The following is a 16651-nucleotide window of genomic DNA, read 5'->3' as shown; positions in this document are numbered from 1 at the left end:
CCCTCGCCTCAGGCGCGTCCGGGGCGGGAGAGCACCTGGATGAACATCGCGTCGGTGCCGTGTCGGTGGGGCCACAGCTGCACCGCTCCGCGGCCCGCGCGCGCGTCAAGGGGCGCCTTGGTCACTCGGTCGAGCACCTCCGCGGTGTCGAGGCGCTCGATCGCCGGATGACTCTCGAGCACCGTGTCGACGATCGCGCTCGTCTCGCTCGGGTGCGGCGAGCAGGTGACGTAGGCGAGAACTCCCCCGGGCGACAGCACCGACAGGGCTGCGGTCAGGAGGCTCGCCTGCAGGGCAGCGAGCTCGACCACGTCGTCTTCGCTCTTGCGCCAGCGCGCCTCGGGGCGCCGACGAAGGGCGCCGAGACCTGTGCAGGGCGCGTCGAGCATGATGCGGTCGTAGCGCTCGAGCGGGTCTGCACCGAGCGTCAGCCCGTCCGCGGTGCGCACGGAGACCGCGTCGCCGAGCGGTGCGAGTGCGCGACGCACGAGGTCGGTGCGGGCTGGTGAGATCTCCGAGGCGAGCAGGTGCGCCCCCGCTCGGGCCGCCTCCGCGCCGAGGAGCGCGGCCTTGCCGCCCGGGCCCGCGCACACGTCGAGCCAGCGCTCTCCCGGGACGATCGGCCGAGCGCGGCTGAGCGCGAGCGCGGCGAGCTGCGAGCCCTCGTCCTGCACGCGCACGACGCCCGAGCGCACCAGAGGGTCTGCTCCGGGGTCTCCGCCCGGCGCCCGCATCCCGAGCGGAGAGTAGTCGCTGAGCTCGGCATCCACGGCGCCCACTGCTGCGTCCGCAAGCCCGGGCAGGGCGACGAGCGATACGCGGGCAGGGACGTTGTCGGCGGCGAGGAGGGCCTCAAGCTCCTCGCCGCGATTCTGGGCCGTGAGCGCGCTCGCGAGCGCCGCGACGACCCAGCGGGGATGCGCGTGCGTGATCGCGAGCCTCTCGAACGGGTCGTTCACGCCGGAGAGGAGCTGATCCACCCACTGCGGCTCCGTACGCTCCGACACGCGCCGCAGCACGGCGTTGACGAACCCCTTCGCGCGACCGAGCCGCAGGGCAAGTGCGAGTCGCACGGACTCGTCGACCGCCGCGTGCGGGGGCGTGCCCATGCCCAGCAACTGGTGAGCACCGAGGCGGAGCACGTCGAGGACGGGCGCATCGATCGTGTCGACCGCGCGACCTGCAGCACGTGCGAGCACCGCATCGTAGAGACCGCGGCGCCGGAGCGTGCCATAGCAGAGCTCGGTGGCGAAGCCGGCGTCCGCGCCCGTGAGTGCGGCGCTGCGCAGCCGAGTCGGCAGCAGCAGGTTCGCGTACGCATCCTCCACCGAGACGGCGTGGAGCACGTCGAACGCGACGCGGCGCGGACTCGCTCTCATCGGAAGCGGGGCGGCTCCACACCCCAGCCCCGGGACCAGTCGGCCGCGGGCATGGCCTGCTTGCCGGCGGGCTGCACGCTCAGCAGTTCGAGCGAGGCGTCTGCCGTGCCGACGATGACGCGACCGGCATCGCGCAGGACGGCTCCGCTCTCCAGATGGGGGGCATCATCGACCGGCGCGAGGTCGAGGATCTTCACGACGTGGTCGCCCTCCGCCGTCGTCCACGCCCCCGGCTCCGGGGTCACGCCGCTCCAGCGTGCGAGAACGGTGCGGGCATCCTCGCGCCACTCCAGCCGGCCGTCGTCGCGCGTGAGCTTGGGCGCGAAGGTCACCTCACCCTCCTGCGCGCGAGGGCGGGCGCGGCCAGCCGCGAGCTCGTCGACGACCTGCGTCGTGAGCTGCGCCCCCGTCTCGCTCAGTCGCTCGAGGAGGGCCCCCGCGGTCGTGCCGCTCGACACCGACTCGCGGAGCTGCCCGTACCAGTCGCCGTCATCGAGTCCGGGGGTGAGCTGGAACACTGTCGCGCCGGTCTCCTCGTCGCCCGCGATGAGGGAGTGCTGCACGGGCGCCGCGCCGCGCCACCGCGGGAGGAGGGAGAAGTGCAGGTTGATCCACCCCAGCCGAGGCCACGACAGAAGGGGCTCACGCACGAGCGACCCGTAGGCCACGATGACGCCCAGGTCGACGGGCTCACGCAGCAGCTCGGACTCGAGATCGTGCAGACGAGTGGCCTCGAGCACCGGCAGGTCCAGTCGGCGCGCCTCGACCGCGATGGGAGTCGGCGTGAGGACGCGCTTGCGACCCTGCGGGGTGGCGGGGCGCGTGATGACCGTACGGACAGCATGCGGCCCGGCTGCGAGCGCGCGGAGCGTCGGCACAGCGGCCGTGGGGCTGCCCGCGAAGGCGATGCTCAGTGCGGTCATCCCTCGATTCTCCCCGATGCGTTCGCGCCCGCCGCACGCGCGCGGTTCCCCGCCGGATCGTCGAAGGGCTCGACGTCGTCGAATCGCACGCGCAGGAGGGGGGCGCGCCGGCGCGGTGGACGCCCCGGGAGCGGCCTGGGCCGCTGCGTCGCGCTGCGGATGAGCTCGGCCTTGAGCCGTTCGGCGACGAGCGCGCCCTGCGCGTAGTCGAACCGCACGATCGCGCGCACCCGGTCGTCGTCGAGCTCGACCGGGCCGAGCACGTCGACTCCCGCGAGATCGCCCACGACTCCCACCGCGCGCGAGACCGCCTCTGGTTCGCCCACGACCGCCGCGACGCGCACCGCGGGCGGGAACCGCAGAGAACGGCGGTCGGCCAGTTCAGCCGCGACGATCTGCTCGGGCATGCCGAGCGAGAGCGCGGTCGCGACGGCTCCCCCGACGCCCGCGAGCATGACGGGGGCGTCGGGGGCGGCGAGGGCAGCGGCATTGAGCCACCAGCGCACGCAGTCCTCGACCACGCGCAGGCTCTCCCGCGCGAGCATCTGCTCGCCGTCGAGCAGCAGAACGGCGGCATACCCTCCGGCGACGAGCGGCTCGGCCCCGCGGGTGGACACGACGAGGGTGCGGCCTCGCGGGATGCTCTGCACGGGGTTGCTGGCATCCGCGACGATCACGCGCGCACCGGGGAACGCTCGGCCCAGCTCCTCGGCAGTCCTGGCCGTTCCCCGCCCCACGGTGCGCCAGCGCACGCCGTCGCACGTCCCGCAGCGCCAGTCGACCGCGAGGGCACCGCACCATCGGCACGAGGGTGTGGCGCCGTGAGCATGCAGAGCGAGGGGGCCCTGGCAGCGCGCGCATCGTGCGGTCTCGCCGCAGTCGGTGCAGGCGAGTCGCGGGGCGTAGCCGGGACGCGCCACCTGCACCAGCACGGGGCCGCGCTCGAGAGCCCGGGACGCAGTCTGCCAGGCGCTCGACGGAATGCGTGCGCGCTCCGCCGAGGGCTCGGAGGTGACCTGATGGGCGGTCGGCGTGAGCCGGCGTCGTGACTCGGGGTTCGGTGTGAGCGCGGTCAGCCAGCCGAGCTCGAGAAGGCGCTGCACGTCGGCGCTCGGAGCGTGGCCGGCGAAGACGAGCGCGCACTGCTCATGCTCCTGGCGCAGGAGCGCCAGATCGCGCGTGTGCACTCCTGGAGCGTGCTGCTCGACGTGCAGCGGGTCGCCGTCGTCCCAGACGGCGACGAGCCCGAGCTCGTGCGCGGGTGCCGTGACGGCCGTGCGGGTGCCGAGGACGAGGACCGGTCGACGCTCGAGGGTGCGGAGGAAGCCACGATAGCGATCGGGATTGGACTGCCCCGCGTCGACGCGTGCGATGAGGCCCTCGTCGAGGAGCGTGCGGGCCGCCCGCTCGACGTGAGCGACGTCTCGGTAGTCGGGCACGCTCACGATCGCGCTGCGTCCCCCGGCCAGCGTCATCGCGGCAAGTTCAGCCAGGGTCTGGGCGAAGGCGGGCACCCACGTGCCATCGCCGAGGGCGACGGGGTGGGCACGCGCGCGCAGGGCGACGCGGTGCTGGCTGTGCGCGGGTGACGCGCCGTCCAGGAGCGCGCGGCTCTGCTCGGTGTCGTAGCCGGTCAGCCCTCGCTCGGACGGCAGAGGCGGTGCGGCGCCTTCGCGGGCGAGCCACGCCTTCTCGACCCGCACCATGCGCGCAGGCACGGCGAGTCTCAGGAGGTCGCTCGCGGTGCCTGCCGCACGGTCAGCGGCCCGCCGTACAAGACGCCAGACGGCCGCGTCCAGCACGGGCACCTCGGAGACGACATCCTCGAGATCGTGCACCGGGCCGTCGAAATCCACCGCATCGGCGAGCTCTACGATGTACCCCCGCGCCCGACGGCCAGCGGTGCGCAGCGGAACGATGACGCGTGCGCCCGGGTGCGCGATCGCGCGCAAGGATTCGGGAATGCGGTAGTCGAACAGCCGGTCGAGCTGCGGCAGCGGCGAGTCGAGCACGACACGGGCGAAGGTCGGCGCGCCCTCCACTAGCGCCCCTCCACTACTGACCGACCACTAGCGCACCGCCATCAGAGACCGGCGGCAGCCCGCAAAGCGTCGGCGCGATCGCGACGCTCCCACGTGAAGTCGGGCAGTTCGCGACCGAAATGCCCGTACGCCGCCGTCTGCCCGTAGATCGGGCGCAGGAGGTCCAGGTCGCGGATGATCGCTCCGGGTCGCAGATCGAAGACCTCACGGATAGCACCGATGATGCGCTCGTCGTCGACGACGCCCGTGCCGAAGGTCTCGACATAGAGGCCGACGGGAGAGGCAGTGCCGATCGCGTAGGCGACCTGCACCTCGAGCCGCTCGGCGAGCCCCGCGGCGACAGCGTTCTTCGCGACCCATCGCATCGCGTAGGCGGCGGATCGATCGACCTTCGAGGGATCCTTGCCGCTGAACGCACCGCCGCCATGACGAGAGGCGCCGCCGTAGGTGTCGACGATGATCTTGCGCCCGGTGAGGCCCGCGTCGCCCTGCGGTCCACCGATCTCGAAACGGCCGGTGGGGTTGATGAGGATGCGCGGAGCAGCGTCGCCGAACCCGTTCTCGGCGAGCACCGGGCGGATGACGTGCTTCTCCACCTCGGCGCGCAGGTGGGCGGTCGTGACGGAGGGCGAGTGCTGCGTCGACAGCACGACCGTCTCGACGGTGCGCGGCACGACACCGTCATACCCGACGGTGACCTGCGTCTTGCCGTCCGGCGCGAGGAAGTCGAGCTCACCGCTGCGCCGCACGAACGCCAGGCGCTCGGAGAGCCGGTGGGCGAGCCAGATCGGCAGCGGCATGAGCGAGGGGGTCTCGGTCGTCGCGTAGCCGAACATGATGCCCTGGTCGCCCGCACCCTGCTGATCGTCCGCGTCGACGCTGCTGCCCTCGCGCGTCTCGAAGGCCGAGTCGACCCCCTGCGCGATGTCGGGCGACTGCTCGCCGATCGAGACCGACACCCCGCACGAGCGCCCGTCGAACCAGACGTCGGAGGACGTGTAGCCGATGCCCGTCACGGTCTTGCGAACGATGCCGGGAATGTCGACGTAGCCCGAGGTGCTCACCTCGCCCGCGACGTGCACGAGACCGGTCGTGACGAGGGTCTCGACCGCGACCCGCGAGTGGGGGTCGACCGTGAGCAGGGCATCCAGGATCGCGTCGGAGACCTGGTCGCAGATCTTGTCCGGGTGGCCTTCCGTCACCGATTCGGACGTGAATAGTCGCAGTGCGCTCATGCCGGAGAGGTCCCGTCGTGTCGAGGTGTGGGGTGCACCGGAGTCGTGGCGGCCGTGCGCCGCTCCGGTCAGGGGATCACGTCGAGGATACGGTGTGCGACCGACACCTTGTCGCCCGCGACGCGCGCCAGCTCGACTCCCGCCGCATCGAGCACGATGACCGCGTTGTCCTCCGCGCCGAAGCCCTCTGCCCATCCGACCCGGTTGACGATGAGCAGGTCGACACCTTTGCGCCGTGCCTTCGCGGCGCCGAGCGCGAGCAGGGCATCCTCATCGGCGGCGGTCTCGGCGGCGAAGCCGACGATGCGCTGCCCGGGCGCACGATGGGCGGACAGGCCCGCGAGGATGTCGGGCGTGCGTTCGAGCTCGAGGCTCAGTCCGCCCTCGGATGCGTCCTTCTTGATCTTCTCCTCCGCCACGGCGAGCGGCCGGAAGTCGGCCACCGCCGCCGCCATGATGATGGTGTCGTGCGATGCCGCGTGAGCACGAAGGGACGCCTCGAGCTCCCGTGCTGTGCCCACCCGCTCGATCGCGACCCCCGCGGGAGCCGGCACCTCCAGATGCGCGGCCACGAGTGTCACCTCGGCTCCGCGCGAGCGCGCCGCCTCGGCGAGGGCAACCCCCTGCCGGCCGCTCGAGCGGTTGCCGAGGTACCGCACGGGGTCGAGAGGCTCGCGCGTGCCGCCTGCCGAGATCAGCACGCGTCTGCCTTCGAGGTCGCGCGGACGGAGCAGGCCGAGGGCTCGCGCGACGATCTCCTCGGGCTCGCTCATACGACCGGCCCCCGAGTCGGCACCGGTGAGCTGCCCCGTCGCGGGCCCGATGAGCACGAGACCGCGCTCCCGGAGGGTCGCGACGTTCGCCTGCGTCGCGGGATGCTCCCACATCTCCGTGTGCATGGCGGGTGCGAGCAGTACGGGGGCGCCGCTCGCGAGCAGAGTCGTGCCCAGCAGGTCGCCCGCGAGCCCGGCAGCGAGGGAGGCGAGGGTGTGCGCCGTCGCGGGGGCGATGACGATGAGGTCGGCGCGCTGCCCGAGCGCGACGTGCCGCACCTCCGCCACGCCCTCGAAGAGCTCCGTGTGGACGGTGTTGCGGCTGATCGCCTCGAGAGTGGGGCGACCGACGAAGCGCAGAGCGCTCTCGGTCGCGATGACGTGCACGTCGTGCCCGGCGAGCACGAGACCCCGCACGACGCCGACCGCCTTGTAGGCGGCGATGCCGCCCGTGATGCCGACGACGATCATGCGCCGGGGCTCCGAGGCGGCGAGCGGCTCGGACACGAGAGACGACCTAGTCGGCGAGGCGCGTGAGGACGAGCTTGTCCTCGTTGATCTCGTGGAGGGCGACGGAGAGCGGCTTGTCGTCCACCGTCGAGTCGACGAGGGGGCCCACGTTGTCGAACAGGCTGCCCTCGTGCAGGTCTGCGTAGTAGTCGTTGATCTGGCGCGCACGCTTCGCGGCGAAGATGACGAGCTGGTACTTCGAGTCGACCTTCGAGAGCAGGTCGTCGATGGGCGGCTCGATGATGCCGGAGTTCTTGTCGGCCATGGGGTGCTCCTGGTCTGTCGTAGTCGGCGTGTCAGAGGCGCGGGGCGCCGCCGGGCACTGCGAGCAAGTCTACGACCTCGCGAGCCGCGCGCGGCACATCGTCGTTGACGATGTGCACGTCGAACTCTCCCTGCGCCTCGAGCTCTCCCTTGGCGGTCGCCAGTCTCTGCGCCTGCTCGGCCGCGGACTCCGTGCCGCGCCCGACGAGCCGACGCACGAGCTCGTCCCAGCTCGGGGGCAGGAGGAACACGAGCACCGCGTCCGGCATGGCCGCGCGCACCTGCCGCGCACCCTGCAGATCGATCTCGAGCAGGACGCTCGTGCCCGCCGCGAGCGTAGCCTCCACGGGCGGCCGGGGCGTGCCGTAGCGCGACAGGTTGTGCACGGTCGCCCACTCGAGGAAATCGCCGCGCTCGATCATCGCGTCGAACTCGTCGTCGTCGACGAAGTAGTAGTGCACGCCCTCGATCTCACCCGGTCGCGGGGAGCGCGTCGTCGCGGAGACGCTCAGCAGCACCTCCGGGTAGTGCTCCCGAATGTAGCTCGACACGGTCCCCTTGCCCACGGCAGTCGGGCCGGCGAGCACGACGAGTCGGCCCCGAGCCGACCCCGCACCGCGTTCACGAAGGTACTCGCGCAGCCGCAGCCGCTGCCGCGAGCCGAGACCGCCGAGACGCTTGACGTCGGCGATGCCCAGCTGCTCGAGCACGGTGCCGGCTCGAGCCGGCCCGAGGCCGCGCAACGACTGCAGGAGGTCGCGCACCCGCAGCCCGCCCTCCGCTGAGGCGGGATCGCGCCAGGCAGCCTCGGCGACCTCCAGCGCGCTCCTCGTACCGGACCGCACAGCCTCCTTGACGGCTGCTCGGGCACGTCGTGCCTGCACCGCGGCCCTCGAGGCGGCGGTGCGATCGACCTCGGGCATGTCAGTCACGCGGCGAGCTCCTGCCGGTGGGCATCGAGGGCATCCGCGACGCCGCCCCGACCCGCGCCGAGCACGCTGCGCGAGACCGACGCCAGCACGGAGTCGGCTGCGAGGCCGTACAGGTCTCGCAGTGATCCGAGCCGTCCGCCCTGGAAGCCGAAGCCCGGAGCGAGGACGGGAGTATGGGCGAGCAGCACCGGGTCGATGCCGGTGCGCGTGATCGGCTCCGTCGCGCCGATCACCACCCCGAGCATCCCCCAACCGGTGGTTCCCGCATTCTTGACCGCGACGTCCCTCGCGAGCTGGCCGGCGACAGTGCGACCCGTTCCGGTGATCGACTGCTGCACGTCACGCGCTTCGGGGTTGGAGGTCGCCGTCAGCACGAACACACCGCGACCGTGCGTGCGTGCGAGGTCGATCACCGGAGCTGCGGAATCGAGTCCCTGATAGGCGACGACCGTCATGGCGTCGGCAGAGAGGGGAGAGTCGGGGTCGAGCCACGCGGCGCCGTAGGCGGCCATCGTCGAGCCTATGTCGCCGCGCTTGGCGTCGGCGATGACGAGGAGGCCTTGGGCCCGCGCATGGGCGATGACCTCCTCGAGCACCGCGTAGCCGGCCGCTCCGAATCGCTCGTAGAAGGCGACCTGCGGCTTGACCACCCCCACACGGCCCTGGGCCGCGTCGACGGCGCTCAAGGCGAGCTCGCGCGCACCCTCGGGAGAGTCCGGCAGCCCCCACTCGGCGAGCAGCGAGGCATGCGGGTCGAGCCCCAGGCACAGCCGCCCGTGCGTGTCGACCGCGACGCGCAGCCGCTCCCCGAACGACGTCACCGCTGGGCCCGCCTCGCGAGCGCGTAATCCTGCAGGCTCGTGACCGACACGGGCTCCCCCGCGCTCTCGAGCGAGGCCACGGCGGCCCCGACCTGGGCGATCGTCGTGAAGAGCGGCTTGTCGGCCGCGACCGTCGCGGTGCGGATCTCGAAGCCGTCGGCCCGCGCCGTCCGACCGCTCGGCGTGTTGATGACGATATCGACCTCGCCGTCGTTGATGAGATCGACGATGGAGCGCTCAGCGCCAGGCACGACCGCGGCCCCTTCGAAGTACTTGCGCACGACGCGGGCCGGGATGCCGTAGCGCGCGAGAACCTCCGCGGTGCCCTCGGTCGCCCAGATCGTGAACCCGAGCTGGGTGAGTCGCAGCACGGGCAGGATGACGCTGCGCTTGTCCCGATCGGCGACGGAGACGAACACGACGCCCGTGTCAGGAAGCCCGCCGTAGGCGGCGTCCTGGCTCTTGGCGAAGGCGCGGGGGAAGTCGCGGTCGATGCCCATGACCTCGCCCGTCGAGCGCATCTCGGGCCCCAGGACGGAGTCGACGATGCGCCCCTCGCTCGTGCGGAACCGCTTGAACGGCAGCACTGCCTCCTTGACGGCCACGGGTGAGTCCATGGGCACGCGCGAGCCGTCCTGGGACGGCAGCAGCCCGCTCTCGACGAGCTGCCGGATGCTCGACCCCGCCATGAGCAACGACGCTGCCTTCGCGAGGGGGATGTCGAGCGCCTTCGAGACGAAGGGCACCGTGCGCGAGGCACGAGGGTTGGCCTCGAGCACGTAGAGCACGCCCTGACCGATGGCGAACTGCACGTTGATGAGGCCCTGCACGCCGATGCCGGCGGCGATCCTGCGCGTCGCCTCGACGACGCGGTCGATGACGTCGCGCCCCAGGGTGACGGGCGGCAGGGTGCACGCCGAGTCGCCCGAGTGGATGCCCGCCTCCTCGATGTGCTCCATGATGCCGCCGACGTACAGCTCGACGCCGTCGTAGAGGGCGTCCACGTCGATCTCGACCGCGTCGTCGAGGAAGCGGTCGACGAGGAGCGGCTGCGCGGGACCGATGATCGCCTGATCCTGAACGCGCTCGAAGTAGTCGAGCAGCGAGGGGCTGTCGTAGACGATCTCCATGCCGCGCCCGCCGAGCACGAAGCTCGGGCGCACGAGCACCGGATAGCCGATCTCCTCGGCGACGACGACGGCCGACGGGGCGTCGATCGCCGTGCCGTTGCGCGGCGCGTGCAGCTCGGCCGCGTCGAGGATGCGCGAGAACGCGCCGCGCTCCTCCGCAAGATCGATCGCGTCAGGAGACGTGCCGAGGATGGGCACACCAGCGTCGGCGAGTCCGTGGGCGAGCCCCAGTGCGGTCTGCCCGCCGAGCTGCACGATGACGCCCACGAGCTCGCCGGACTGCGACTCGGCGTGGACGATCTCCAGCACGTCTTCGAGCGTGAGCGGCTCGAAGTACAGGCGATCGGAGGTGTCGTAGTCGGTCGAGACCGTCTCGGGGTTGCAGTTGATCATGATCGTCTCGAAGCCGGCGTCGCGCAGGGCGAAGCTCGCGTGCACGCAGCTGTAGTCGAACTCGATGCCCTGGCCGATGCGGTTCGGGCCCGAGCCGAGGATGATGACCTTGCGCGCCTCGCTCGGCACGACCTCGGTCTCACGGTCGTAGCTCGAGTAGTGGTACGGCGTCAGGGCGGGGAACTCGCCGCCGCACGTGTCGACCGTCTTGAAGACGGGGCGCACCCCGGTCGCGTGGCGCTGAGCGCGCACGGGCGACTCCGTCGTGCCGCGCAGCGAGGCGATCTGGGCATCGCTGAAGCCGTGGTCCTTCGCGTGGCGCAGAAGCTCGTCGGTGAGATCGGCGGCCTGCGCGATCTCGTCGGCGATCTCGTTGATGAGCACCATCTGGTCGAGGAACCACGGGTCGATGCCTGTCGAGTCGAAGGCCTGCTCGACGCTCGCGCCCGCGCGCAGCGCCTGCTGCACCGTCACGATGCGCCCGTCCGTGGGTCGCGCGGCGATCGCGAGCAGCTCGCCGGCATCGCCCGGTTCCCCGTCCCAGTGGAAGGAGCTCCCCCGCTTCTCGAGGCTGCGCAGCGCCTTCTGCAGGGCGGTCGTGTAGTTGCGGCCGATCGCCATGGCCTCGCCGACAGACTTCATGGTCGTGGTGAGAGTGGTGTCGGCGCCCGGGAACTTCTCGAAGGCGAAGCGCGGAACCTTGACCACGACGTAGTCGAGAGTCGGCTCGAAGCTGGCCGGCGTCACCTTGGTGATGTCGTTGGGAATCTCGTCGAGGCGATAGCCGATCGCGAGCTTCGCAGCGATCTTGGCGATCGGGAACCCCGTGGCCTTGGAGGCGAGGGCGCTCGATCGCGAGACGCGCGGGTTCATCTCGATGACGATGAGGCGCCCCGTGGCGTGGTCGACGGCGAACTGCACATTGCAGCCGCCCGTGTCGACGCCGACGTCGCGAATGATCTGCAGGCCGACATCGCGCATGTTCTGGTACTCGCGGTCCGTGAGAGTGAGCGCGGGCGCGACCGTGATCGAGTCTCCCGTGTGCACGCCGACGGGATCGACATTCTCGATGGAGCATACGACGACCGTGTTGTCGGCGTGGTCGCGCATGAGCTCGAGCTCGTACTCCTTCCAGCCCAGGATCGACTCCTCGAGCAGCACCTCGGTCGTGGGCGACTGGTGCAGCCCGTCGGCGACCATGCGCTCGAGCTCCGCCCGCGTGTAGGCGAAGCCCGACCCGAGACCGCCCATCGTGAACGAGGGCCGGATGACGAGCGGGTATCCGAGATCCTCCGCGAAGTCCACGGCCTCCGCGACCGTGCGGGCGATGTGGCTGCGCGCGACATCGGCTCCCGCCGCGAGCACGAGGTCCTTGAAGAGCTGGCGGTCCTCCGCCTTGTGAATCGCCTCGAAGGAGGCCCCGATGAGCTCGACGTCGTACTTCTCGAGGATGCCCTGCTCGTGCAGCGCGATGGCCGCGTTGAGCGCCGTCTGGCCGCCGAGGGTCGGGAGCACGGCATCCGGGCGCTCCTTGGCGATGATCGCCTCGATGACCTCCGCGTTGATGGGCTCGACGTAGGTCGCGTCGGCGAAGTCGGGGTCGGTCATGATCGTCGCCGGATTCGAGTTGACGAGGATCACGCGGATCCCCTCCTCGCGCAGCACGCGGCACGCCTGCGTGCCGGAGTAGTCGAACTCGCACGCCTGCCCGATGACGATGGGGCCGGAGCCGATGACGAGAACGCTGCTGATGTCGTCGCGCTTGGGCATTACTGGGAGTCCTTAGGGGTCTGCGCGGCGATGACCATCGCGCGGAAGCGGTCGAACAGGTAGGTGGAGTCGTGCGGGCCGGCAGCGGCCTCCGGGTGGTACTGCACCGAGAAGGCGGGGATGTCCAGGGCCCGCAATCCCTCGACGACGTCGTCGTTCAGGCCGATGTGGCTGACCTCGACGCGCCCGAAGCCCGCGGGGCTCTCCACCGCTCCCTCGCGCGGCGCGTCGACAGCGAAGCCGTGGTTGTGCGCCGTGATCTCGATGCGGCCGGACTCGCGGTCCAGCACGGGCTGGTTGATGCCGCGGTGGCCGAACGGGAGCTTGTAGGTGCCGAAGCCGAGAGCACGACCGAGGAGCTGGTTGCCGAAGCAGATGCCGAAGAACGGCAGGCCCGCACGCAGGACGCCCTGCAGCAGCTCCACGTGGGCCTCGCTCGCCGCCGGGTCGCCTGGCCCGTTCGAGTAGAAGACGGCCACGGGGTCGAGCGCAAGCAGTTCGTCGAGCGTCGTCGACTGCGGCAGGACGTGCACCTCGAAACCGCGTGCGGCCAGGTGGCGCAGCGTCGACTCCTTCACCCCGAGATCGAGCACGGCGAGCCGGCCGACGGCTTCCCCCTCGGCGGGCACGACGGTCGCCGAGGCGACCGACACCTCGCTCGACAGGTTGCGTCCGAGCATGCCGGCCGACTCCTGCACGAGGGCGAGCTGCGCCGCAGGGTCGAGGTCGGCGTCGTCGCCCGAGAAGATGCCAGCGCGCATGACGCCGGCGTCCCTCAGACGGCGAGTGACCGCGCGGGTGTCGATGCCGCTGATGCCGACGACGCCGTGCGCAACGAGGTCGTCGTCGAGACTGCGGGTCGCACGATAGTTGGAGACCACGCGCGAGGGATCGCGCACGACGAAGCCGTCGACCCAGATGCGGCGGGACTCGACGTCCTCATCGTTCATGCCCGTGTTGCCGATGTGCGGCGCGGTCATGACGACGAGCTGCCCGGCGTAGCTCGGATCGGTCAGGGTCTCCTGGTAGCCGCTCATGCCGGTGGCGAAGACCGCCTCGCCGAACGTGCGGCCTCGGGCACCGTAGGCGCGGCCCTCGTAGCGGGTTCCGTCCTCCAGGACGAGGACGGCGGTCGTGGTAGTCACGTGGGGCTTCCTTCGGGGGTCGCAGGGGTCAGTACGGTCGTCGTCGCGGCGAGCATGGCGTCGCCGTTCTCGGCACTCAGGCGCAGATAGCTGTCCAGGGGCACGGCGTCGAGCACCCAGTCCAGCACGATGAGGCCGCCGGGCTCGACCACGCGGTCGATCGCCCACGTCGCGCGACCCGCACCCCGCACCGACTCTCGCGGAATGAACACCGGGTCGCTCCCGCGCAGGGAGAGGACGATGCCCTCGGGATGCACGGCGATGGCGCACCGAGCGCGGAAACCGAGGCCGTGCACGGTGATGCGGTCGAGACGGTCGCCGCCGCGCGTCGTCGCGACGTAGAGCCCGTCACCGCGCCAGAGCGCCTCGTGCAGAGCGGCCGGAGGGGCATCCGGGCGGGGCATCCCTGCCTGCGAGCGCACGCGGCGACGCCAGCCCAGGAGCATGAGCGCGAGCAGCAGCACGAGCACCGCGGCGACGATCATGGCGGGGAGAAGCCTCTCCATGTCAGTCACCCTCCTTCGTGCCGAGCTCGGCAGCATCGACGACCTCGCCGTCGGACACCGTGAGCGCACCAGCGTGGATGGTCGCCATGACCCGGCCCGGCAGCACGCGCCCCGCGAAGGGCGTGTTGCTGCTGCGCCCCCGCAGGTCGCTGGTCGACCAGGTGCGGGCCGCGGTCGGGTCGACGAGAGTGACGTGCGCGGGAGCCCCGATCGCGAGCGGGGCGTCGTAGCCGTCGAGCCGTCCGATGCTCGCGGGAGCCTCGGAGAGCACGCGGGCGATATCAGCCCAGTCGAGCATCCCCGACTCGATCATCGCGTGCTGCACGACGCTCAGTGCCGATTCGAGCCCGACCATGCCGAACGCCGCCTCGGCCCACGCGCACTCCTTCGCCTCGCTCGGGTGCGGAGCGTGATCGGTCGCGACGATATCGATCGTGCCGTCGGCGAGAGCGGCCCGCAGGGCGTGCACGTCCTCGTCGCGACGCAGCGGCGGGTTGACCTTGAAGCGCGCGTCGTAGCCGCGCGCGAGCTCTTCGGTGAGCAGCAGATGATGCGGGGTGACCTCGGCGGTCACGCTGATGCCTCGCGCCTTCGCCCAGCGGACGATGTCGACGGACCCGGCGGTCGAGACATGGCAGATGTGCAGGCGGGCACCGACGTGCTCGGCGAGCAGGACATCCCTCGCGATGATGGCCTCTTCGGCGACTGCCGGCCAGCCGGCGAGGCCGAGCTCCCCGGAGAGAGCCCCCTCGTTCATCTGCGCACCCTCCGTCAGACGCGGCTCCTGCGCATGCTGGGCGATGACGCCTCCGAAGGTCGCGACGTACTCGAGCGCCCTGCGCATGAGCAGGGGGTCGGCGACGCACAGGCCGTCGTCGCTGAACACCCGCACGGCCGCGCGCGACCGGGCCATGGCTCCGATCTCGGCGAGCCGCTCCCCCGCGAGTCCGACCGTCACGGCCCCGATGGGGCGGACGGTCGCGTAGCCGTGCTCGTCGCCGAGCCGCGCGACCTGCTCGACGACTCCCGCGGTGTCGGCCACGGGCGAGGTGTTCGCCATCGCGTGGACGGCCGTGAAGCCGCCGGCCGCCGCCGCGCGCGTTCCGGTCAGCACCGTCTCGCTCGCCTCGAAACCGGGCTCGCGCAGGTGGGTGTGCAGGTCGACGAGACCGGGCAACGCCACGAGTCCGTCGGCGTCGATCACGGTCTCGCCGCGCTCCGGGGTCAAGGAGCCCCGCGAGGCGATCTCTCCGTCGCGGATGCGCAGATCTTCCCGACCGCCACCGAGCATGGCGGCGGCGCGCACGAGAATGCTGGTCACGATTCCTCCTGCGATTCTCCGGCCACGAGCAGGTACAGCACGGCCATGCGGACGAAGACCCCGTTCGACACCTGGTCGAGCACGGTCGACGCGGGCGAGTCAGCGGCGACTGACGAGATCTCGAGCCCCCGGTTCATCGGCCCCGGGTGCATGACCATCGTATCGGGGCCGAGCCTGGTCGCCCGCTCGGCGGTGAGACCCCACTCGCGCGCGTACTCGCGCTCGGAGGGGAAGTAGGCGTCGTGCATGCGCTCGCTCTGGATGCGCAGCATCATGACGGCGTCTGGAGTGGTGCTGAGCGCGTCGTCGAGGCTCTCGTGCACGGTCACGGGCCAGGTCGCGATGCCGCTCGGCAGCAGCGTGCGCGGCGCGACGAGGTGCACGTGCGCGCCGAGCGTCGTCAGCAGCCAGACATTGGAGCGCGCGACGCGCGAATGAAGGATGTCGCCCACGATGACGATGCGCAGCCCGGCGAGGTCTCGCCCGCGGGCGTCGTCGCCGAAGCGCCGCGCGCGGATCGTGTAGGCATCCAGGAGTGCCTGGGTGGGATGCTCGTGGGTGCCGTCACCTGCGTTGACGATCGTCGCGTCGATCCAGCCGGCGTGCGCGAGAAGCTCGGCGGCGCCGGAGACCCCGTGGCGCACGACGATCGCGTCGGCTCCCATGGCCTCGAGCGTCTGCGCGGTGTCCTTGAGACTCTCGCCCTTCGACACGCTCGACCCCTTGGCGCTGAAGGTGATCACATCGGCGCTCAGCCGCTTGGCGGCGGACTCGAAGGAGAGGCGCGTGCGGGTCGAGTCCTCGAAGAAGAGGTTGACGACCGTCTTGCCGCGCAGGGTCGGCAGCTTGCGCACGGCGCGATCCGCGGTGCGCGACATCTCCTCCGCGATATCGAGGATGCGCACCGCCGTCTCGCGGTCGAGGTCGCGGGTGCTGAGCAGGTGCTTCACGGCTCGATCACGACCTCGTCCACGCCGTCGAACTCGTCGAGCCGCACGGAGACGCGCTCGCTCGTCGAGGACGGCAGGTTCTTGCCGACGAAGTCGGCGCGGATCGGCAGCTCGCGGTGCCCGCGGTCGACCAGCACGGCGAGGCGCACGGCGCGCGGCCGCCCGTGGTCGGCGAGAGCGTCGAGCGCGGCACGAATGGTGCGGCCCGAGTAGAGCACGTCGTCGACGAGCACGACGATCGCGTCATCGATGCCCTCGGCAGGGATGCGCGTCGGAGCCGGGGTGCGCGTGGGCGTTCGAGCAAGGTCATCGCGATAGAGGGTGATGTCGAGAGCGCCATGGCTCGACGTGCCCGGCTCGATCTCGTCGACGATGCTCTGCAGGCGGGCCGCGAGTGCGACACCTCGTGTCGGGATGCCGAGGAAGACGAGACGGCCCTCGCCGCGCCGGGACTCGAGCACTTCGTGGGCGATGCGGCGCAGAGCGCGCGTGATGTCAGGGCCGTGCAGCACGGGACGTGCGACCACCGTGACCTCCTTCCCCGCCTCACGGGACGG

14 protein-coding genes are annotated in these 16651 nt (G+C 71.3%); all 14 read right to left on the bottom strand.

The window, feature by feature from the left end; all coding sequences use genetic code 11:
• Positions 1 to 8: 8 nt before the first annotated feature.
• A complete protein-coding gene (locus tag IE160_RS06150; protein WP_191151926.1) occupies positions 9 to 1379 on the bottom strand; it encodes an RsmB/NOP family class I SAM-dependent RNA methyltransferase in 1371 nt (456 codons plus the stop codon).
• Positions 1376 to 2293 carry a methionyl-tRNA formyltransferase gene (fmt, locus tag IE160_RS06145; RefSeq protein ID WP_179873902.1) on the bottom strand — a complete coding sequence of 306 codons (918 nt, stop codon included), beginning with the start codon at positions 2291 to 2293 and terminating at the stop codon, positions 1376 to 1378. The genes IE160_RS06150 and fmt overlap by 4 nt, the downstream gene beginning before the upstream one ends.
• 5 nt (positions 2294 to 2298) lie before the next feature.
• Positions 2299 to 4344: a primosomal protein N' family DNA-binding protein gene (locus IE160_RS06140; protein ID WP_191151925.1), complete on the bottom strand. Its 2046-nt coding sequence runs from the start codon at positions 4342 to 4344 to the stop codon at positions 2299 to 2301.
• Between the two features lie 41 nt (positions 4345 to 4385).
• Complete coding sequence (gene metK, locus IE160_RS06135) at positions 4386 to 5579, bottom strand: methionine adenosyltransferase (RefSeq protein ID WP_191151924.1); 1194 nt, start codon at positions 5577 to 5579, stop codon at positions 4386 to 4388.
• A gap of 68 nt (positions 5580 to 5647) precedes the next feature.
• Positions 5648 to 6823: a bifunctional phosphopantothenoylcysteine decarboxylase/phosphopantothenate--cysteine ligase CoaBC gene (gene coaBC / locus IE160_RS06130; RefSeq protein WP_179873901.1), complete on the bottom strand. Its 1176-nt coding sequence runs from the start codon at positions 6821 to 6823 to the stop codon at positions 5648 to 5650.
• 46 nt (positions 6824 to 6869) lie between these two features.
• A complete protein-coding gene (rpoZ, locus tag IE160_RS06125; protein WP_152582874.1) occupies positions 6870 to 7127 on the bottom strand; it encodes a DNA-directed RNA polymerase subunit omega in 258 nt (85 codons plus the stop codon).
• 31 nt (positions 7128 to 7158) lie between these two features.
• On the bottom strand, positions 7159 to 8049 hold the full coding sequence (gene gmk, locus IE160_RS06120) for a guanylate kinase (RefSeq protein WP_179873900.1): 891 nt from the start codon (positions 8047 to 8049) through the stop codon (positions 7159 to 7161).
• Positions 8050 to 8054: 5 nt separating this feature from the next.
• A complete protein-coding gene (pyrF, locus tag IE160_RS06115) occupies positions 8055 to 8879 on the bottom strand; it encodes an orotidine-5'-phosphate decarboxylase (RefSeq protein WP_179873783.1) in 825 nt (274 codons plus the stop codon).
• The gene (gene carB, locus IE160_RS06110) at positions 8876 to 12172 is read right to left on the bottom strand and encodes a carbamoyl-phosphate synthase large subunit (protein ID WP_191151923.1); all 3297 of its coding nucleotides are present in this window, start codon (positions 12170 to 12172) and stop codon (positions 8876 to 8878) included. Before carB ends, pyrF begins: the two co-directional genes overlap by 4 nt.
• Entirely contained in the window at positions 12172 to 13317 is a 1146-nt protein-coding gene (gene carA / locus IE160_RS06105; RefSeq protein ID WP_191151922.1) for a glutamine-hydrolyzing carbamoyl-phosphate synthase small subunit, read from the bottom strand. The genes carB and carA overlap by 1 nt, the downstream gene beginning before the upstream one ends.
• Entirely contained in the window at positions 13314 to 13823 is a 510-nt protein-coding gene (locus tag IE160_RS06100; protein WP_179873780.1) for a PH-like domain-containing protein, read from the bottom strand. The genes carA and IE160_RS06100 overlap by 4 nt, the downstream gene beginning before the upstream one ends.
• Position 13824: 1 nt before the next feature.
• The gene (locus IE160_RS06095; RefSeq protein WP_502708747.1) at positions 13825 to 15114 is read right to left on the bottom strand and encodes a dihydroorotase; all 1290 of its coding nucleotides are present in this window, start codon (positions 15112 to 15114) and stop codon (positions 13825 to 13827) included.
• A 26-nt stretch (positions 15115 to 15140) separates the two neighbouring features.
• Positions 15141 to 16094 carry an aspartate carbamoyltransferase catalytic subunit gene (locus IE160_RS06090; protein WP_179873778.1) on the bottom strand — a complete coding sequence of 318 codons (954 nt, stop codon included), beginning with the start codon at positions 16092 to 16094 and terminating at the stop codon, positions 15141 to 15143.
• Positions 16091 to 16621 carry a bifunctional pyr operon transcriptional regulator/uracil phosphoribosyltransferase PyrR gene (gene pyrR, locus IE160_RS06085; protein WP_191151921.1) on the bottom strand — a complete coding sequence of 177 codons (531 nt, stop codon included), beginning with the start codon at positions 16619 to 16621 and terminating at the stop codon, positions 16091 to 16093. The genes IE160_RS06090 and pyrR overlap by 4 nt, the downstream gene beginning before the upstream one ends.
• Between the last annotated feature and the right edge of the window lie 30 nt (positions 16622 to 16651).

This window comes from Chryseoglobus sp. 28M-23, from assembly GCF_014789785.1.
GTDB classification, from domain to species: Bacteria; Actinomycetota; Actinomycetes; order Actinomycetales; family Microbacteriaceae; genus Microcella; species Microcella indica.
Note: the sequence above shows the minus strand (reverse complement) of the source record. Positions and strands in the feature narration are given on the sequence as shown.